Annotated in this window: 20 protein-coding genes; 14 read left to right on the top strand and 6 right to left on the bottom strand. The window is 61.6% G+C overall.

Annotated elements, in window-relative coordinates; all coding sequences use genetic code 11:
• Positions 1-133: 133 nt before the first annotated feature.
• From U5A89_RS01280 to U5A89_RS01245, 9 genes are all read left to right on the top strand, one after another.
• Positions 134-1,324 carry a DUF932 domain-containing protein gene (locus U5A89_RS01280; RefSeq protein WP_338159412.1) on the top strand — a complete coding sequence of 397 codons (1,191 nt, stop codon included), beginning with the start codon at positions 134-136 and terminating at the stop codon, positions 1,322-1,324.
• A 67-nt stretch (positions 1,325-1,391) separates the two neighbouring features.
• Positions 1,392-1,586: a hypothetical protein gene (locus tag U5A89_RS01275; RefSeq protein ID WP_338159411.1), complete on the top strand. Its 195-nt coding sequence runs from the start codon at positions 1,392-1,394 to the stop codon at positions 1,584-1,586.
• Positions 1,587-1,661: 75 nt separating this feature from the next.
• Positions 1,662-2,240: a hypothetical protein gene (locus U5A89_RS01270; RefSeq protein ID WP_338159410.1), complete on the top strand. Its 579-nt coding sequence runs from the start codon at positions 1,662-1,664 to the stop codon at positions 2,238-2,240.
• Positions 2,237-3,448 carry a hypothetical protein gene (locus U5A89_RS01265; RefSeq protein WP_338159409.1) on the top strand — a complete coding sequence of 404 codons (1,212 nt, stop codon included), beginning with the start codon at positions 2,237-2,239 and terminating at the stop codon, positions 3,446-3,448. Before U5A89_RS01270 ends, U5A89_RS01265 begins: the two co-directional genes overlap by 4 nt.
• A gap of 18 nt (positions 3,449-3,466) precedes the next feature.
• Positions 3,467-3,697, top strand: coding sequence for a DUF5983 family protein (locus U5A89_RS01260; RefSeq protein ID WP_338159408.1), 231 nt, complete (start codon positions 3,467-3,469; stop codon positions 3,695-3,697).
• On the top strand, positions 3,657-3,758 hold the full coding sequence (locus tag U5A89_RS21260; RefSeq protein WP_445190621.1) for a DUF5983 family protein: 102 nt from the start codon (positions 3,657-3,659) through the stop codon (positions 3,756-3,758). Before U5A89_RS01260 ends, U5A89_RS21260 begins: the two co-directional genes overlap by 41 nt.
• A 262-nt stretch (positions 3,759-4,020) precedes the next feature.
• The gene (locus tag U5A89_RS01255) at positions 4,021-4,404 is read left to right on the top strand and encodes an adenine nucleotide alpha hydrolase family protein (RefSeq protein WP_338159407.1); all 384 of its coding nucleotides are present in this window, start codon (positions 4,021-4,023) and stop codon (positions 4,402-4,404) included.
• A gap of 220 nt (positions 4,405-4,624) precedes the next feature.
• Positions 4,625-4,954 carry a hypothetical protein gene (locus U5A89_RS01250; protein WP_338159406.1) on the top strand — a complete coding sequence of 110 codons (330 nt, stop codon included), beginning with the start codon at positions 4,625-4,627 and terminating at the stop codon, positions 4,952-4,954.
• Between the two features lie 85 nt (positions 4,955-5,039).
• A complete protein-coding gene (locus tag U5A89_RS01245) occupies positions 5,040-6,704 on the top strand; it encodes an ATP-binding protein (RefSeq protein ID WP_338159405.1) in 1,665 nt (554 codons plus the stop codon).
• 47 nt (positions 6,705-6,751) lie between these two features.
• Here the strand turns inward: U5A89_RS01245 and U5A89_RS01240 are convergent, their stop codons facing one another.
• The 4 genes from U5A89_RS01240 to U5A89_RS01225 form a co-directional block, all read right to left on the bottom strand.
• The gene (locus U5A89_RS01240) at positions 6,752-7,537 is read right to left on the bottom strand and encodes a hypothetical protein (RefSeq protein ID WP_338159404.1); all 786 of its coding nucleotides are present in this window, start codon (positions 7,535-7,537) and stop codon (positions 6,752-6,754) included.
• A 188-nt stretch (positions 7,538-7,725) separates the two neighbouring features.
• Positions 7,726-8,304, bottom strand: a complete 579-nt coding sequence (locus U5A89_RS01235) for a TIGR02391 family protein (protein WP_338159403.1) — start codon at positions 8,302-8,304, stop codon at positions 7,726-7,728.
• 36 nt (positions 8,305-8,340) lie between these two features.
• Positions 8,341-8,550, bottom strand: coding sequence for a hypothetical protein (locus U5A89_RS01230; RefSeq protein ID WP_338159402.1), 210 nt, complete (start codon positions 8,548-8,550; stop codon positions 8,341-8,343).
• Between the two features lie 205 nt (positions 8,551-8,755).
• The gene (locus U5A89_RS01225) at positions 8,756-8,956 is read right to left on the bottom strand and encodes a hypothetical protein (protein WP_338159401.1); all 201 of its coding nucleotides are present in this window, start codon (positions 8,954-8,956) and stop codon (positions 8,756-8,758) included.
• Positions 8,957-9,121: 165 nt separating this feature from the next.
• Here U5A89_RS01225 and U5A89_RS01220 point away from each other — a divergent pair, with 165 nt between their 5' ends.
• From U5A89_RS01220 to U5A89_RS01210, 3 genes are all read left to right on the top strand, one after another.
• Positions 9,122-9,586, top strand: a complete 465-nt coding sequence (locus U5A89_RS01220; RefSeq protein WP_338159400.1) for a DUF736 domain-containing protein — start codon at positions 9,122-9,124, stop codon at positions 9,584-9,586.
• 75 nt (positions 9,587-9,661) lie between these two features.
• Entirely contained in the window at positions 9,662-10,684 is a 1,023-nt protein-coding gene (locus U5A89_RS01215) for an SLOG family protein (protein ID WP_338159399.1), read from the top strand.
• Positions 10,599-10,925 carry a DUF6117 family protein gene (locus tag U5A89_RS01210; protein ID WP_338159398.1) on the top strand — a complete coding sequence of 109 codons (327 nt, stop codon included), beginning with the start codon at positions 10,599-10,601 and terminating at the stop codon, positions 10,923-10,925. Before U5A89_RS01215 ends, U5A89_RS01210 begins: the two co-directional genes overlap by 86 nt.
• Positions 10,926-11,252: 327 nt before the next feature.
• On the opposite strand, the gene U5A89_RS01205 is transcribed toward U5A89_RS01210, so the two are convergent.
• The gene (locus U5A89_RS01205; RefSeq protein WP_338159397.1) at positions 11,253-11,477 is read right to left on the bottom strand and encodes an SRPBCC family protein; all 225 of its coding nucleotides are present in this window, start codon (positions 11,475-11,477) and stop codon (positions 11,253-11,255) included.
• A gap of 376 nt (positions 11,478-11,853) precedes the next feature.
• Here U5A89_RS01205 and U5A89_RS01200 point away from each other — a divergent pair, with 376 nt between their 5' ends.
• Positions 11,854-12,828: a DUF2493 domain-containing protein gene (locus U5A89_RS01200; RefSeq protein WP_338159396.1), complete on the top strand. Its 975-nt coding sequence runs from the start codon at positions 11,854-11,856 to the stop codon at positions 12,826-12,828.
• A 176-nt stretch (positions 12,829-13,004) separates the two neighbouring features.
• Here the strand turns inward: U5A89_RS01200 and U5A89_RS01195 are convergent, their stop codons facing one another.
• Positions 13,005-13,265, bottom strand: a complete 261-nt coding sequence (locus U5A89_RS01195) for a hypothetical protein (protein WP_338159395.1) — start codon at positions 13,263-13,265, stop codon at positions 13,005-13,007.
• A 710-nt stretch (positions 13,266-13,975) separates the two neighbouring features.
• Here U5A89_RS01195 and U5A89_RS01190 point away from each other — a divergent pair.
• Positions 13,976-14,563 carry a hypothetical protein gene (locus U5A89_RS01190; protein ID WP_338159394.1) on the top strand — a complete coding sequence of 196 codons (588 nt, stop codon included), beginning with the start codon at positions 13,976-13,978 and terminating at the stop codon, positions 14,561-14,563.
• Positions 14,564-14,577: the final 14 nt, after the last annotated feature.

The raw sequence follows: 14,577 nt of genomic DNA, 5'->3' as shown, positions 1-14,577 counted from the left end.
TCCCGCAACCACTTTTCGCTGGAACCAACCATGAAGCTTCAAAGCGTCCGGTGCCTGGCAGGAGGAGAGGGGGATGTGGGGAAGGCGGAGCAGCAAAGTGTTGCTCTTTGATCCTGCCAAGGAGATCCACCCCATGAATATGATGGCTCCCGCCCCGCGCCCCGCGCAGGCTCCCTACAAGGTCGATATCAGTCGCGGCCAGAATATCGGTCGTGTTTCGTCCGAATGGTTCTCAAGACCTGACGACGAGCGCTTTCTCTCGCTTGCCGATCTCTATGACAGCGTTCGCGCACGCGCCGATGCCGCGACGACCCATATCGTCGAAAGCCGTTCTGTTCGCGTGGTTGCGCGCAGCGATGAACCGGAACGTCTGTCCCTGATCGTACCCGGTCGGGATGAACCGGTGGCGCCCACAAACTGGTCCTTTGGCCAGCTTTGCAGCCTTGTGGGCGCGCCCGCTTCCTATCTGCGAGCGCTTCCCGCCGCCCTTGCCGGCATCAACATGCAGCACGGACTGATCCAGCATCGAGGCGAGCAGGTGAAAATGCTTGAAACGCGCGACGGGTGCACCGAATTGCGCGCGGTCACCGGCCCCGATTATGGCCGCATCTGGGATCATGAACTGGTCGGGGCGGTGATGCGGATCGCCGGCAACGGGACGGGTGACACACGCTGGAAGGTTCCCGGAGTCCTCGACTGGGGCACGATGCACTATAATCCCCATGTCGACGTCAGCCAGGAAACGACGACGCTCTATGCCTCGGATCGCGATGTCTTCCTGTTCCTTGTCGATGATACCCATCCGATCGAGGCCGGTAAGCTTCCCAATGGCGAGCCCGATCTCTTCTTTCGCGGCTTCTACTGCTGGAACTCGGAGGTCGGCTCAAAAACCCTTGGGATTGCGACATTCTATCTTCGCGCCGTGTGCATGAATCGCAACTTGTGGGGCGTGGAAAATTTTCAGGAGGTCAACATCCGCCACTCTAAGTTCGCAGCCAACCGGTTCGCCCATGAGGCTGCACCGGCACTGGCGCATTTCGCGAAATCCTCGCCGGCCCGCTTCATTGAGGGGGTTAAGACCGCGCGCGAGCGTATCGTTGCCCGGACCGACGATGATCGATCCAGTTTCCTGCGAACACGCGGATTCTCCAAAGCCGATACCCAGCAGATCATCACCGCGGTTCTCGAAGAGGAAGGCCATCCGCCCGCCTCCCTCTATGACTTCGTGAACGGCATCACTGCGGTCGCCCGGTCGCGATCGCATCAGGACAGCCGGCTTGAACTCGAGGGCAAGGCGAGGGGCCTGCTCCAGCGCGCCAACTGACTGGCGTGACGGCGCCGTTTGACGCGCGACGCTCATTCGCCGCCCATTTTCGAGAAAGGACATGATCATGAATATCGACGAAATCGGTGCGGCGGATCCCGACGCGCTGGCACCGGCCACGCTCGCGGCTCTTCAGCGCCTTGGCCAGCTGGGCCGCGCTGGGGCAATTGCCTTGGCGAAACTCGTCACAGACGATGATGCGGACTTCCACGAGGCAGCCTCCTGGATCGCAGAGATCGCAGCTGGCCCCTTCAGCGACTGACCCTCGCATTCAAATCCAACAACCCCAACGAGCCCGGCCCAGAGCCGGGCTTTTGCATTTTTAAGGAGTGTTATCATGGCTACCAATCCTTCCCATTGCGCTTTCAAAGTCAGGATCGACTATTTCAGCGCCGCTGAAGCTTTCGCCACGCAGACCGTGCGGCTCGATGTTCATGACAGCAGCGAGGTGCAAGCCGCTGCCTCCAGGGTGGCGGAGGCAAGTACCTATCATAATGAGCGTGTGCCCGATTTGTCCTACACGGTGACCATCGTCCCGCTCGATCCCGACGATACAGATCCTTCACCAGCCGGTGCCCGTGTCAGACCGGTCTGCGCGGACTGCGGATCGGATCAGCTTGTCCGGGACGCGGCTGCCCGGTGGGACATGGATGTCCAGGACTGGACAATTTCGGGCATATTCGAATGCACGACCTGCGACTTGTGCGGCGCTGAAAGCGACAATCTTGCGACATGGGTGGATGAGAAACATGTGACGCCGCTCGCTCAGTATATTCGCGACCTGGCGGAAGACCTCGGCAAAGTGGACACGGAGCAGGATTATCGCTTCCCGATCTTCTGCCTTGATCATTATCAGCAGACCCCGCTTAGCGAAGCGGTTGTGGCCTGGAGGGCGATCGAGCGCCCCGCGCCATGACGGCGCAGGTCTTCGATCCGGGAGATCCCGCGTGCTGGTTCGCGCGCGGGCGATCAATCGACCACGCCGCTGCGATTGCCCTGGCCTGGCGAACCTATCCCGATCTTGAATTTACTGCGCCGCTTGATCTTCGAATGGAGCGATCCCGTGCCCGCGTGGCTGCCCTGCGTCCGATCCACGAGGCGATGCGGCTCGAAACCGAGCGGAACCGCGTTGCCGCCAATTTCGCCTTCGTCGAAAGGCAGCTGGCGGCTGGCCGTGTCGATCCACGCTTTCCGCTCATCCTGCGGGCGCGCGATGAGCATGCCCTGGGATGGGACGAGGCCGTCGCCTTTGCCGATGGACATTATGCGGCAACGGCCGGCAGGGAACCCAGATCGCATTCGTTTGAGGGGGCACCAGCCGCAGCGGCCTATGATCTTGGGTTCCGGGCCGGCGGCGGATGCCCCGATGATTTGTTCGATACGGCGCGCCGCGCGCTCTCCGCCGTCGCAAGCCAGCCGGCAGCGCAGGGAGAAGGATCGTCAACTCCGCCACGGCCGTTGCCAAGTTGCTGGTCCGCTCCGACGGACGCGCCGCGACCCGTTCGCTGGACGCGGCGGCTGTTGATCATCGATTTAGTGCATGCAGACATGTTCGCCGCTGATCTGGATCGACAGGGGCTATCGGATCGGCTCGTGATCGTGCTGATGGATAGCGATCGCGGCTTCTGTTCGCTGGACGCGCCGGACGAGTGGTGCCCAAATCTCTCTCGATGGATGCAGGGCCGCGATCTTGAGGACATGCTGATCGCGGTTGAGGACAAATGCCTCGCGTTTCTCGATGGCGTAGCATCCACCATTCCCCTGTGCCGCACTATGGAGCGGGTCCGCAACTCGGCGATACAGAGACGATCCCAGTTCCGGCTGTGGCTTGGCCGCGGGCTTGCGGAGGGCGACGTACGCGCGTCAGGCCATATTCGCTGGGGAAAGATCACTCAGGGACTCTACGGTCGTCTGGGCGAGTTCACGGCCCGTTATACCGGACCGCACCTTCCTCGCGGCCATCGGATCATTGTCGAGGTTGCTCCTGGCCTCGCGGCTACCGGCTACAGGTCGCCTGCTGGTGAGGCGCTCGAACCGGAGCTGATCATCTCCAACCGTGCCCGGTTAAGAGCCGAAATGACGTCGTTGCTGCGCCAGTTCGCGGCGGCGCTTCGCTATCCCTGAACATCGAAAGGACCACTCATGGAGAAGGGCCAGTATCTGGTGCTCGGCACCGCCCATATCCGCTGCGCGACGGGCAAGCTGTTGAACGATTGGGCCGACCTGCCGCCGGCGCGCCAGCCGCTTTCCGTCGCGCCAACCCAATATGGCTGGTTCATTCCGACGCGTGTCGAGGCGAGCGGGTCCGACGGCACGGCATCTCCCGAAGGAAATTCCAGCAATTCTGGAGCTCGGACGCGCGCAGGGCTGTGACTATGTCCTGCTCGATTGCGACGGACCCACCGAGGACGCCTTGCCGACCTTCCCCTGGTAGGACGGATATTCGTTCCGGCATTTTCATGCCGTTAATTGCGCGCAGTTTCTCACGCCCACTGACAAACCCATCAAGTTGGAACTCCGATGCAGACCTTGTCCCCTTTGCGAGCGCGTCTCGCGTCCTTCGAACATGCCTATCGGCTCGCGACCCGCCTGCGTTGTGCCACGGGCGCGAGGCAATATGTCGTCGCTACGGGCGATCTGATACAGCCGGTCCGCGTAACCGACAGGCCGCCCGGCACGCCGCTTTGCGTGCTGGCGTGGATCCTGTGATGAGCCGCCGATCACCTGTCCTCACCGCGTGGGGCGCCGGCGTCGATTCAACGGCGATGATTATCGAGCTTGTCGCCCGAGGTGAGCCGCCTGACGCCGTGCTGATGGCTGACACCGGGAGCGAGCGTCCTGAGACGGATCGTTTTGTCCCGATCTTTCGCGCCTGGATGGATGATCTCTGCATCGAGAACCATGTCGTCCGCTACGAACCCAGGCGGTTTCGCCATTGGCCGCCCTATAATTCGCTCCCTGAAAATCTGCTGACGAACGGAACACTGCCCTCCATCAGCTTTGGTCGTCATAGCTGCTCGGCGAAATGGAAGATCGCGCCGCAGGATCGCTGGGCGGCGAGCTGGCCGCCCAGCCCATGAAACATGGGCGCGAGGTGAGCGGGTGACAAAGCTGGTCGGCTATGATTGTTCGCCGGCCGGTACGCGGCGCTATGCCGATCGCGAGGGCTATGACGACCCGCGTTTCCATTGCCGCTATCCGCTGCGGGAATGGGGATGGACACGCGCTGATTGTGTCCCGCGGATCCGCCAGGAGGGGCTCCCTTTGCCGGTCAAATCATCCTGTTTCTTCTGCGCTGCGATGAAGCCGGAAGTGGTGCGCACGCTTCCGCCTGAATATCTGCGGCTCATCATACTCATTGAAGCGCGCGCGAAGCCAAGGTTGCGCAACGTGGATGGCCTGTGGCGCAAGCCCGTTCGAGGATGCCGGGGCGCCCAGGCCCGCCCCGGCGCGATGACCCAGTTCATTCGCGACGAGGCGTTGCTGCCCTCTGAAGAGATCGATGCAATCGCGCGGCTCGCTCCGCCTGATCTCATGACCTTCCAGGAACGGGCTGGCGATTTTGACCTCCATTGTCGCCCAACGATGCGCAGTTGGCTCGATCGCTTCCACGAAACTCCGCTGCTTTGAGCCAGGTCTTCACGGGGTGGGACGACGGAGGGAAGGGGGATGTGTGGGCACGGCGCGCAGTGCTGCCAAAGAAGGAGATGATCCCATGCCCTTGCCTACCACTATCCGCTCGTCTGTGAGCCAGGAAGCGATCACGAAAGTCACGCGTCTTTTCAACGGTACCGTGAAGGACGTCCTCCATGAGCTCCTACAGAACGCGCGGCGAGCTGGGGCATCGCGAGTTGATATCGAGTTGCTCGAACGCGCTGGCATGCAGATGCTGAGCGTTCGTGACGATGGCAGGGGGATCGCCGACCCTTCCGTGCTCCTGTCGCTCGGGCGGTCGGACTGGACGCCGGAAACGCGGCAGAATGAAGATCCTGCCGGCATGGGCGTCTTCAGCCTTGCGGGTCGCTGGGTTGAAATCCGTTCTGCTGCGTGCGGCGTGGACAGCTGGCGGGTCGTGGTCCCAGCGGAGGCATGGGAAGACCAGAGGGCGCTTCCCATCGAGCCTTGCGACATCCAGCACGGTACCCAGATTCTGATTGAGGCGCCTGAAATTTGGGTGACAGCGCTGAATGGCGCGGCGGCGGATTGCGCCCGCTTCTACCCATTGCCGGTCTTCCTCAACAAAGAACCTCTTGCCCGTGCCGACTTCCTCGCGGACGCTGCGTATTGCGAATATTGGGAAGGCTGTATCATCGGCGTCTTCCATGGTGCGCAGGCGCCCACCGGACGACAGAGCCGCCTCAATTTCTACGGACTTACCGTCGATTGCCATCTGCCGCATATCGGCGATGTGGACAGGGCGGGCGGATGGACCGCCAGGGTCGATATACAGGACGCGCCCAACCTCCGGCTTGTGCTTCCGGGGCGAAAGGAAGTGATCGCGGGGCCCGCGCTGGACGCTTTGCTGGATGCGTGTCGGCGCGCCATTTACCGGGTGGTCCTGGGACAGGACGACCATCGACTTTCCTATGCTTCATGGAGTGAAGCGCGGGCGCTGGGCATCATGCTGCCCGAGCCTCTGCCCTGTCTTGAAGCCTGGACGCCGGAGACTGCCGAACCCTATGCTCGGCTCAGGGGATCTGCCGTGCGCGACCAGGCCATGATCATCATTCCCGATCAGGAGCCCGATGTTGCACAAAGTGCGGCTCCCGTCCTCAATGATCCCCAGCTTATAGGGGCGACCGCAGTTTGTGCCGAGCGCGGTTTCGAAGGTTATAGCTGGTATGACGTGCTGCCACGACTTGCGAGCCTGCGCTTCGGTTTCACGCGGGGCGGCGCTCAGACGTGGATCGATGACGCCGAGCTTGCCTCGCCTGGGGAGACAGGCTCGGCCACCGCCCTTCGCCTCGAAATGACCATCGCCGTGGCCGCAGGGTCTGAACCTGCAATCAGCACCCGCGAGGCACCCCTGCGGATGATGGTTCGATCAGTGGATTGCTATGGCATCGACGACGCGACGATCCTTGTCGATGATAAGGCTTCCGTCGACCCCGATGAGCTTGCGGACCTTATCGAGGCGAGCCTCTTCTCGCCGGATGAAGACCGGGGCGCCGACAGCTGGGAAACCCAGCGCTCCAACTTCCAGATGGAAGCGCGCCATATGGCGAATTCTATCCTGCTGGGTGACGAAGAAGCGCTGAGGGCGCAGCTTGCCGAGGCGATCCGGCGCGATGTCTCCTGGCTCGTCCCGGCCGGCCGGACCATGACAGCGACCGTAAGCAGGGGTGCGGTGGATGTAGTCATGGCGGCCGCGGCGACCTGATGCAGTTCCTTGTGGGTACTGATGGGTCGCCGCGGCCGCCAGCGGCGTTAGAAATAGGAGTAGCCTGCTTGTTTGGCCGCGCGCTGTTCCTTTTCGCGGCGCCGGTCCTGTGCGCGGGCACCATCCGGTCGTATCTCGCAATCGAGGTCGTAAAGTGACGACTTCCCCATGTTGAAGCCTGCGTTGAGCTTCTCTCGCCCATAGTCGTCCCGGTGCGGTTTCACATCGAAGCCGGCATGGATGGCGGCGGCGATCAGCAAGCCATTGGGGACATAGACCGGTCCCAGATGTTCGCCGTCAGGATATGTGCACTCATAATCCTCGGCGACGTGCTTGAGCCAATAGCTGTTCGTCGCGGGACGGATCGTCTTTGTCCGTTCAACGCGCGAAACGAAGGCGAGGCTCGCGAGGAACGGGGCAGCGGCATATTCGCTGACGAGGTCGGCGCGACCCTGTGCAAACCGCGCGCGCCGCTCTTGGGGCGTTTCGACAGATCGCCACCGGCCCATCCCGAAGCCGGCCGCCGTCAGGGTCGGAAACCGCTCGGCGACGCCGATGAGCGCGGCTTGCGCGGCAGCGCGGTAAAGCGTCGATCCCGCCACATTGAAATCATGCCTGGCAAGATATTGCGCAAAGGCTGTCCCATCTACTGTGGCCGCTTCGGCTCGTCCCGATCGTGCGCGCTCCAGAAATGCAGCATGCGTACGAAAGCCAAAGCCCCGCGCCATGGCCTCTGCCCGGTGAGACGATTTGACTGCGCCGAGCGCCTTGGTGAGCGCAAGCTTGGCGGCATCGAGAGTCGATTGGGTAACAGGGATCGTAAGCTGGAACACGGTACACCTCCGATTTGAGCATGCCGTTCGCCGATTACGCAGCAGCCCATCGGATGGGTTGCGTGATATCCATAAAGAGTATCAGACGTTTGACCCGGCGACAGGTCGGTGGTGTCCATTCCGCATATGGACATATAAATTTCGCTCGCGCCTGGCAAGGGTAATTGAGCCGGCTTCGTTCTCCTGACTTAAGCGCGTGGCGGCATATGGCTGGCGTCAAGTCGCCGATGGATCAGTGAAACCAGCGAGAGCAGATCCTCTGCATCCGATTTCGTCATCGGCCAGTGGATGCGAGCTTCATGCGCTGTTGGATTGCGGAACATGCCAAAGGCGCCGCGTACGAGATTTGCAAAACCACTTTGCTCGCTGCGCTCGCTCGCGCTCACGAGCGCGTTGACGGCCAGCATGGGAGGATTGCCGGACAGCGCGCGATCGACAAGCGCTGCCCCGTCATCTGTAAGACCGGTCCTCTCCCGGATTTTGCTGGCGACGCTGTTGACGGCCTCCTGAACGGCATGGAAATGTTTGTCAGTGAGAAGCTCTGCGCGGCAGTAGCGCAGAACATCGGGATGGACGCCGCGGGTCTCCAGATCGCTTCTTAACTCCTGCGCCCTGCGCTGAGCCTCTGGCAGGGGTGTCGCTTGCTCGGCCTTTTTAACCAGGCCGGCCTCCGTCACCACAAGACCTGCAGAGGCCAGCGCCCGGTTGAGATTGGCGCGTATTGGCTCGAAGCAATGGGGTTCGCGGGCATAACGCGCCGGCTTCATTGCATGCCGGATGAAGTCCAGAATCCGTGTTCGATCCTAGAGGCGGTTCGGACATTCAGCGAAGGCCTGGTAGATGCGGTGTCGCTTCGTCATGGCGCCGGGATCCACCATGGCGCAGGTTTCGATCAGCCTGCCGATCTCCGGATTGGTAACACCCTTGGCTGTATCGCCCAAAGCGCTGGCAATGGCTTCCAGTTCGGCTTGTTGAAAAATCTGTCCCAGAGCTTTCGAAGGTGCAGCAGACATGAGCGGTTTTGCCAAGAGGTGAGGCAGCGGTCTTGGATAAGAAGGTTGGCAGGCGGCTGCCCGCTTGCGCGGGCACCGCCGTTCTATCTGCGCGGCGCTTGCAGCGCCGCTCCGACCAAGCTCCGGCTGCGCCGGATCTCGGCCCTGCGGGTTACGATCGGCTGCCGAGAATGCGGCGCTGCTGATAGTGCGATTGGGACAGGGATCAGCTGCGCGGGCTGAAATTCTGGGGGCGGCGTTCGAACTCTTGGGCAGTGGCGTCGAGGTCGACTGCAAGTTGGCGGAGGGCGCGCGCGGCGCCGAGCCGCTCCAGGCCGTCGCCACGGGCGGCTGAGCTTCCGCGCTCTGCGCGAGATCGCGCCAGTTGCGCGATGGTTCGCATCGTTTCGGGATCCATGGGGGCCATTATAGCGCCGATCGCGCATGGAAGCGAGCGGGGAGAAGGGGGCGGCATTGCGCCCCGCCGCTTGCGGCAGCGCCTGCCGATGGGTCGGGACAGAGAGGAGAGAGGGATTTTGGTGGGTGTCGCTTCGGATGGTCCGAGAGCGATGAACGTCAAAGGAAATGTCCCATGAATATCGGTGAATTCAACGTCCGCAACGATCGACTCCAGGGCTGGATCGCAACCAACACCATCGACCTGCCGCGGCTGGGCCTGCGTCCGGTCCAGAGCAATCATGAACGCGCGCCGGTCTACGAGATTATCGCGCTCAATGTCGGCAATCGCTGGGTCAAGCTCGGCGCCCTGTGGGAAGCAGTCGCCACCCGCACCACCGGCGAAGCCTTCCTCCAGGGTTCGATCGATGACCCGAGCCTGCCTGAGCCTCTCTCGATCGCGCTGTTCGGGACAGAGCAGGATGGGTTCCGGGTCGCATGGCGGCGTCCCCAGCGCCGCGACGATTTCGGACCCACGACACGGCCGGAGCGCAGCGGTTATTCTGCCGACGGCGAGGGTGGCGGCTTCGGCGACAGCACGGCGGGCATGAGCGGCGGGCGCGCGACCGACGATACGCTCGATGAAGAGGTTCCCTTCTGACGGCTTGCCTCTTCCCTGGCCGGGGGCGTTCGCGCTCCCGGCTCCTTCAAATCTTCTATTCCGAAAGAGCAGGATATGACCCGCACGCGACCCGCAAGCGTCGACCGCTTTGCTGACTTGAAGACCCTCTATGCCGAGGCCATCGCAACCCCGGAATTCCAGGCGGTGTTCGGCGATACCATGCCGCTCTCGATCATCGAACCGGGCGATGAACCTGGCGAATATGATATGCCAGAGCCCATTGCGGCGCAGGCCGAATGCGGTGGGATCGTCGCTGCCATCTTCGATCTCTTCACCGGCACGCGGCTTGAACCCTTCGCGCCGGAGATTGCCTGGGGCATAGTCAATTCCTTCCACTTCGTCGCCGGGAAGATCGAACGGCGGGAGGACGCCATTGCGCAGGAACTGGGCGATCTGGCTCGCAGACCTGACCTCAGCGAAGTATATTCGAACGAACTTGAGGAAAAGCAGCTTGTTTGCCGGTCGCTTGCCGAGCAGCGCGACGCGATCGAATGTATGCGTGACTATGCCGCCGAAATGTATCGTGCGCTTTCGGGCTGGCCCTGGTCCCCGGCGAAGGGCTCGCGGGCTTCGAGCGTATCCATTGCCAGCCAGATCGCCGTCCAGGATTTCCTGCGCGAGCGGCAACTCGTCGCGCGCGAACGCCATCTGCCACAAGGGCCGATCGTCATTTTTTCAGGTCCTGCGCAGTGGGAGAACTGGCAGCCCATTTGGGACCGGCTCGATCAGATCAAGGCGCGTCTGCCCCATATGACGCTGGTGACGACGGGACAGCGCAAGGGCGCCGACGCAATTGCCGCGGCCTGGGCTGCGCGTCCGGGCAATGGCGTGCCGCTCGTGGCCTATGGCCTTTATGGGGTGGGCAAGAAGGTTGCCTTCAATCGCAATAGGAAGCTCGTCGAACTGAAACCGGTGGAAGCGCTGCTCTGTGAGGGATCGGGGCTTCAGGCCAATCTCTATCAGTTGCTTCGCAAGGCCAGCGTACCCATCCATGCTTTTCGCAAGGGCGAGGCGGGGATACCGGCAGGCGCGCTGCGGCGGCCCGGCGCGGTGCAATCGCTCGCTCAAGCGGCGTGAGGCGGCCATGACTTTCCCCGGAATATGTGTCCGCAATTACACCTTGCTCTTGCGTGCCGCGGAGCGGGGTGATCTGGCTCTGATGGAGTGCACCGATCGGCAGACCGGCGCTCATATCTATGTCATTTGCGATGTGTGGCGTGAGGGGAGCATTCAGGGTGTCACGCCGCTGGCGCAGCTCCAGGATGGTAACTCGTCGGTTATCATCTGCCCGCCGGGGATCGGGCCGACGATCAACTGAACGGTAGAAAGGCGGCCCTCCAATTTGGAGCGGCCGCCTTTTTCTTTTTCTCTCGGTAAGCAGCGCCAGGCACCGCAGTGACGCGGCGAGCGCGTCTTCATGCTCTTTTGCATCAATTGCGTCGGGCAGGGATGTCGCGCGCAGCGTCACCTGGGTTCCGGCGGGTACGGGGCTGATCAGGGTCTCGAACATCATTTTGGCCGCGGTCTGGCCGTCCCGACCGATGAAGCGGACCTGCTCGACGACGCGTTCGTCAGGCTGAAACTCGACGAAGCGCGCCTCGATCAGATCCATGCCCGGCGCGGACATGCCATAGCGCTCGTCCCCCTAGAGGAGTTTCAATTGATTACCGCCACCGGCGCGCGGCTGGAGCGCCGTGAAGTTGCCCGTGACCCCTTCGGGAACCCTCCAGGCCTTGAGCGTCTCGGTGTCACGGAAAGTCCTGAACAGGATGCGGGGACTCGCGAGGATGACCCGCGACGCACTGTCGACCCGTTCTGCCTGCTCACCCATCCGCAATATCCTGTCGTCCGTCATGCGTGCCGTCTTCATGAGCCGGGCCCTAGTTGGCTTGGGCCCATCGCGCCAGTAGTGCGTCGATCATCCTTGGGCATGAAGGGTGGTCGTCGAGGGGGCGGCGCGTGAGGCACCCATTTGCGAATCGGGGGCATCGAGCCCCAGCTTCGCAAGCCTCCTCTTCTCTCTCAACTCTTTTAATCGTGGCACGGGGACAGCGCCGGCCTCAAGGACGGTGGGGCCCCACCATTTTCCTTGGCGGGGCGAGGATGGCGCTTGGCGTTCGGGCGTTGGTGGCCGCCAAAGAAAATCGTGACCCCCACCGCCGCTTCGCGGTCGCTACGCGATCCTTGACCCCGTCGCTCGGAGCCCGTGCCGGAAAAAAGACCTCTTTCAATTCAAGGAGGTTCACATGACGACGATCACCACCATCCGCAGCACCGAAGAAATTGCCGACCTTATCGCAGAGGAAAGCGCGAGCCCCGCCTTCGAACATGCTTTCACGGAAACGATCGACGGGTTTCGGATGAGCCATGCCGATGACGAGACCGATGCCGGACTTCCGCTCGCCCGTGAGGCGGAACTGGCGACCGAACTCGTGGTCCGAACCTTCTTCGATCTACTGCGTAACACAAGGCTCGAAGCGATAGCGGACAGGCTTGCCTGGGGCATCGTGCACAGCCTCCACAAGGTCACCGACCAGCTCGACGGCGAGGCGGATAAGGCGGCGCGCAAGGTCCGCGATCTCATCCGCGACGCCGACGGGAGCGAGGTGCTGACGGCCGAACTGGAAGATGCGCAGACGATCTGCCAGTCCCTCGATGAAGCGCGCGAGGCGGTGGCCTGCATGCGGGATCATGCGGCCCAGACCTTCGCTGCCGAAACAGGGCGCCCCTGGTCCGCGCCGAGGGGGTCTATGGTATCGAGCAAGCGCACGGCAACGGTGGTCTCGGCGACCGACTTCCTCGCAGCACGCCGCCAGCGCCGGATCGACCAGCATGCGCCCAAGGGGCCGATCGTGATCTTCTCCGGCGGCAAGACATGGGACGACAGCCAGCTCCTGTGGGACAGGCTCGATACTATCCACATGCGGGTGCCGATGATGGTGCTTGCGACAACCGCGCAGGACAAAGGATGCGATGCGATCGCCGCCGCCTGGGCCGCAAGCCGCAAGGTGCCGGTGATCGCTTTCACTCTCGCCAAATGGCGTCATCTGGGCGACCGGGCCGGGTTCGCACGCAACGACGCGATGCTGGCGTTGAACCCCGTCGAAGCGCTGGTCTGCGAAGGGAGCGGGGTCCAGTCACAGCTCGCCCGCGCGATCCGGGGCAAGGGCGTGCCCGCACATTTCTTCCGACTTGCAGATCAACGCAGGGCAGCCTGTTGAGGAGCATTGCTTAGGGCCAGTCCGGACTGTGTTCGGGCCGGCCTTTTTTTTGTTGGCGACGGAAAGGTCGCCCGGGCTCAGGACCCCTAATACGGGGTCCGTCGCCAGGGCGATGCGATGCCTTGTCGGCATCGGCCTCCTGCGCGCGGCTCCGCCGTGCTCGTCGCAGGGACGCCCTACGGGCGCTTTGCCTGTTCGGCCCGATGGGGAACAGAGAGCGGCTTGAGGGCTGCGATACAGGCTGTGCCGCCGACCCGGATCGCTTGGGTCAATATGTCGCGAAATTCCTTTTCAGACAGTCGCTCGATCTCCAGGTCAGAGATGATGGATGCATATTTGCCGCGCAAAGCGCGGCGGGCATCGAGGATATCTTCCGCGATTTTCTTTTGCCGCGCTTCAAGGTCAGCGAGTCGTTCGCGGTCATTCATTTTGGGCATGCGTCATCCTTCAGATCTGCGAAGGTCTGTCCGCCAGGCATGATGGTGCCATGTTTTTCATAGGATGCAACTGCTTCGCGGGAAGGCACCACGACACGGGCGATAGCGGGGCGCAATTCAGAAGAGCCTGAGCAGTCGCGGCGTCCAGACTGGGTGCAGATCGGGGGCATGGGGCCCGGATATTTCGATCGGAAAGGATATCGCTTGGCCATATGCTATAAGGCCCCTTCGGGGTGCCCCGCGCCTACCGGCACGAGGCAGCGCAGCGCGGGAAAGCGCTGCGAAGGAAGGACGCACGCCGGGGGCGTTTTGTAATGCACCGTACGCACGGGTGCTGCCAATAAATCGGATAATTTCAGCATGTTAAGAGTATTCTCAAAACAGGCCAGGACACGTTATGTGTCTTGAGGAACAATTTGGCAAGCAAAATCTCGGTGCCGCCCGGTCCGGGCCTGAGCTTATCTCAAACAACCGATAACGCCAAATCCTGGTCCTTCTTCGACCCGTTGAACCCTCCCGAAAGCGGTCATTCGTTGAGGGTCAGACGACCTATTTACAGGCGAAGACGCGACTATTCGGCCGTCGACCAAAGTCAGGCAGGGCTAAGTCGGAGATCATAATCGTCAGTCGAGTCGTTGAAAATATTTGTTTTCTCGTCCATGCCCGTAGGTATGGGTTTGGCTTCAAAAGCCGGGTTTATGGGGGATCGAATGACCGAAGACGATCAGCGCAAGCTGACAGAGTATGAAGCCGAAGAAGAGCGCATAAAGCGCACCACCCGCAAAACCCAGCGTCTTGCCACTGCTCTTGCTGCTGCTGGAATGGCTGCTGCGGTTCCTTCTGCTCTAATTCCTATCTTCGGCAAATTCGATATTCAGATTGCACCTATGGAGCAACCTGTTGCCGCTGCTGCATCAGTCAAAGAGATTGCTTCTCTCAAACTGCAAGTTCTTCAGCTCAAGAACGACTTGGCTCACCTGAATATCACTATCTCAGATGACGCTCCCTCCGTTGCACTTAAAGTGGCACTGGAAAACATACAGCGCCGAATATCTGAAATTGAGAAGCGACAGGCTGCTCTCGATAACATCATACTCGACAACCCATCCAAGGCACTTGAACTGCCATTGCTCAAGCGCGACGTTGAAACTGTTAGGCAGTCCAATGAGCAGTCTATTACCGCAATTAGGCAAAGTGTCGATCAGATATATGACCTAAACAAGTGGCTTCTCGGCTCTATGGCTGTGGGAGTGATCTGTCTCGCTCTTAGCCATTTCTTTCGGCGAAAGGTTGACTAAGTAGGATTTTGCTT

This window comes from Sphingobium sp. HWE2-09, from assembly GCF_035989265.1.
Taxonomy (GTDB): Bacteria; Pseudomonadota; Alphaproteobacteria; order Sphingomonadales; family Sphingomonadaceae; genus Sphingobium.
This window is presented reverse-complemented; position numbering and strand designations above follow the sequence as displayed.